This window comes from Halobacillus sp. BBL2006 (assembly GCF_000786645.1).
In the GTDB taxonomy this organism is placed as follows: domain Bacteria; phylum Bacillota; class Bacilli; order Bacillales; family Halobacillaceae; genus Halobacillus.
Genome location: NZ_JRNX01000513.1, coordinates 1 through 3,001 on the forward strand (window position 1 = coordinate 1; position 3,001 = coordinate 3,001).

3 protein-coding genes and 1 pseudogene are annotated in these 3,001 nt (G+C 43.8%); 3 read left to right on the forward strand and 1 reads right to left on the reverse strand.

What is annotated here, in order from left to right:
* The coding region (locus LD39_RS15000; RefSeq protein WP_156112660.1) for a LysE family transporter at nucleotides 1-549 on the forward strand (549 nt) is incomplete at its 5' end.
* A 63-nt stretch (nucleotides 550-612) separates the two neighbouring features.
* On the forward strand, nucleotides 613-1,368 hold the full coding sequence (locus tag LD39_RS15005) for a YqcI/YcgG family protein (RefSeq protein WP_035548895.1): 756 nt from the start codon (nucleotides 613-615) through the stop codon (nucleotides 1,366-1,368).
* Here LD39_RS15005 and LD39_RS15010 read toward each other — a convergent pair.
* Nucleotides 1,365-2,672, reverse strand: a complete 1,308-nt coding sequence (locus LD39_RS15010; protein WP_035548898.1) for an amino acid permease — start codon at nucleotides 2,670-2,672, stop codon at nucleotides 1,365-1,367. The genes LD39_RS15005 and LD39_RS15010 overlap by 4 nt on opposite strands.
* 119 nt (nucleotides 2,673-2,791) lie before the next feature.
* Here LD39_RS15010 and LD39_RS15015 point away from each other — a divergent pair.
* A pseudogene (locus LD39_RS15015) lies at nucleotides 2,792-3,001 on the forward strand (arginine deiminase); the annotation flags it as partial.

Here is a 3,001-nt window from a genome sequence, read left to right on the forward strand (position 1 = left end):
AAAGGAATTCGATTCGGTTTTTGGCACGCCTGGCTTGTCGGAGTAGGAGGAATGATGGCAGATGGAATTTTTATGATGCTCATCTACTTTGGTATCGCCCAATTCGTCGATGTACCGATCATTAAAGTCATCCTTTGGTCCTCGGGATTCTTTGTCCTTTGTTACACCGGATATGAGAGCATCTTAAAGTCAGCCTCTTTAAGTGGATCTAAAAGTGATTTCAGGTACGAGTCCAGGAGCAAAGCATTACGGACAGGCTTTTTCATGGCGATTTCAAATCCATTGAATATTTTGTTCTGGCTTGGCATCTATGGTTCAATGCTCGCTCAAATTTCCAATCAACATGAATCCTCTCAGGTCCTTATTTATAGCAGCGGAATCTTTCTCGGCATTACTTTATGGGACATTATGATGGCAAGTTTTGCTTCCGGAGCAAGAAAATGGGTCAAGCCACCCGTTCTCCGTATAATAACGGTTTTGTCCGGGTTTGTCTTGATTAGTTTTGGAGTCTATTTCGGGGTTCAATCCCTTCGTTTGTTATTCGGATAGACAAACACCCAAATCCATCTCTTCTAATAAAATACCTTGTATTGCAATTAGGAGGGATGGTCAGTGTTCTTATGTACGAAAAGCTGGATCGAGAAGAATAAAGGTGAACTCGATTCTTGGAAGCGGTCAGCCTTTGAACAATTCAGTACCATGATGATTGATAAAGAGAACCCATACCCTTGTGTACCCGGAATCCAAGGGTTTGTAAAAGATATGCTGCGTTTCGGCTTTTCCGGTGATCCGAGAAAAGAAACGTCTGCAGAGCAATTAGCTCAGTTATTGAAAGCTTATGGAAAAGTATCCAGAGAAACAGGGCCTTATGCCTCACTGGTCGTATTTTTCGATTCCAGGACCCTGGATGATCAGGTTGATACAGGAGGCTATCAAAGGATTTTTTGGGAATTATTGAACAAAGTTCACGAGTACGATGATCAACCTTGGCCTGACTGTATACCCGAATCCCCTTCCCATAATGAATGGGAATTCTGCTTCGATCAAGAGCCCTATTTTACCTTCTGCGCAACACCCGCTCATACCCAAAGGAAAAGCAGGCACTTTCCTTTTTTCCTCTTAGCCTTTCAACCCAGGTGGGTATTTGAGAAAATCAACGCATCCACAACGCTGGGAAATAAATTGAAAGACATTATCCGTAAGCGATTGGTAAGTTTTGATGAAACGAACCCTCACCCTGACTTAAAGTGGTATGGCCAAGAGGATAATTATGAATGGAAACAGTATTTCTTAAATGATGATAGTTCCTCGCCTGCAAATTGCCCGTTTATGACGTTAAAAAACAGGTTAAAAAGCTTACGATCCTAATGCGTGGACGTTTTCCTCTGCTTTATGATTGTAGCAAGAGCGATAAATACAAGAAATCCTAAACTTACAAAAAACCCCGGTCTGCTGAGTGAATCAAACAACGTACCAGAAACCGCAAGCAGAATAAGGCAAAAAGCAACCATAATCTTAATCCGATCTACTGAAGACTTCGCTATCAACTTTTTGTAAGAAAAAAGGATAAAAATCCAATTGTACAAAAGCATCAAACCTGCTGCCGTAGTAAGATATTCGAATATTTTTCCAGGCAAAAGCAGGGCAATAATGATAGAGACAGTGACAACAGCTGTCGTCAATCCAAAAGCAGCGGTGGGCAGCCTCCACTTCCCCTGAACAGCGAACCGTTTAGGGGCGTCCCCCTCTTCTGCAAGGGTTACTAGCATCGAGGTGACAGCGTAGAGGGAGGCGACCATCGTTGAGAAACCTGCAATAATCAGCACACTATTAAATAGATGGGGAACCCATGGAAGGTCGTACTGCTTTAACGCAGTTACAAACGGGCTTTCATCTGCATTGATTTCATTAGGTTGGACGAGTTTTAATACGAAATAAATTGATAAAACATATATCGCTGTTAGAAGGAGAAGCATTATTTTTCCGGACTTCGGGGCATCTTCGGGGTCCTTCAGCTCTTGAGCCATCAGCCCCATTACTTCAATTCCCCCAAAAGCGTAAAAGGCGTAGAGAAACGCCACCCATAATCCAAATCCTCCGCTTGAAAAGAGATTTTGAAGGGTGGTTTGACGTACATCCCCTCCACCAAGCCATCCGAGAGCCGCCGCCAATGCGATGAGGATGAACATGACAATGGCAGCGACCTTCATCAACCCGAATACACTTTCCATCTGCTCTACTTTTTCCACGCCCATTAAAATAACCAAGAGACCTAAAACTGCGAATACGGCGGCCAGCATCCATAAAGGGACCCTTGGAAACCAGAACTGGGCAAAGATCGCTAATGCTGTGAGCTGGCTTCCCATAATGAGCATCTCCGATGACCAATAAACCCAGCCGTTGCTGAATCCGGCCCAGTTCCCGTAGGCTTGTTTCGCATAAGTACGGAACGATCCTTTTTCCGGATGACGGGCCGTGAGCTTCGCCAAGCATTCAAACACAATCCAAGTGCCTAGACCTGCAATTAAATAAGCGATGAGGACGGACGTTCCTGCTTTTTGGATAGCAATTCCTGCCCCCAAAAAATACCCGGTTCCGATAATGCACCCGACACCGATAAAAGACATCTGCCACCATTCAATTTTCGATTTAGGTTTTGGACACTTTCTCATGAAATACCTCTCCCGCACTTTTTGCATTAGTGTGAAGATAATCCATGATGAATATGTGTGCTTCTTAGAATGATTTCAGCTTGAAAGGAGAAAGTAAAACTTAAAGGAGTGAGTCTTCAATGGACGTGCAACTGAACTGTTGGAATGAATCTGATGAATTGAAATGTGTAGTGGTTTGCAGCCCAGCGGAGATCGATGTACCTAATCAACAGGCGGCCAAAGATGTGCAATGGGAAAAACCCGTCGCTCAGGAAAAAGCTAGAAAGAACCATCAGGATATGATAAATGCGATGGAACAAGCGGGTGTGCGGGTGATCGATTATGCTGAC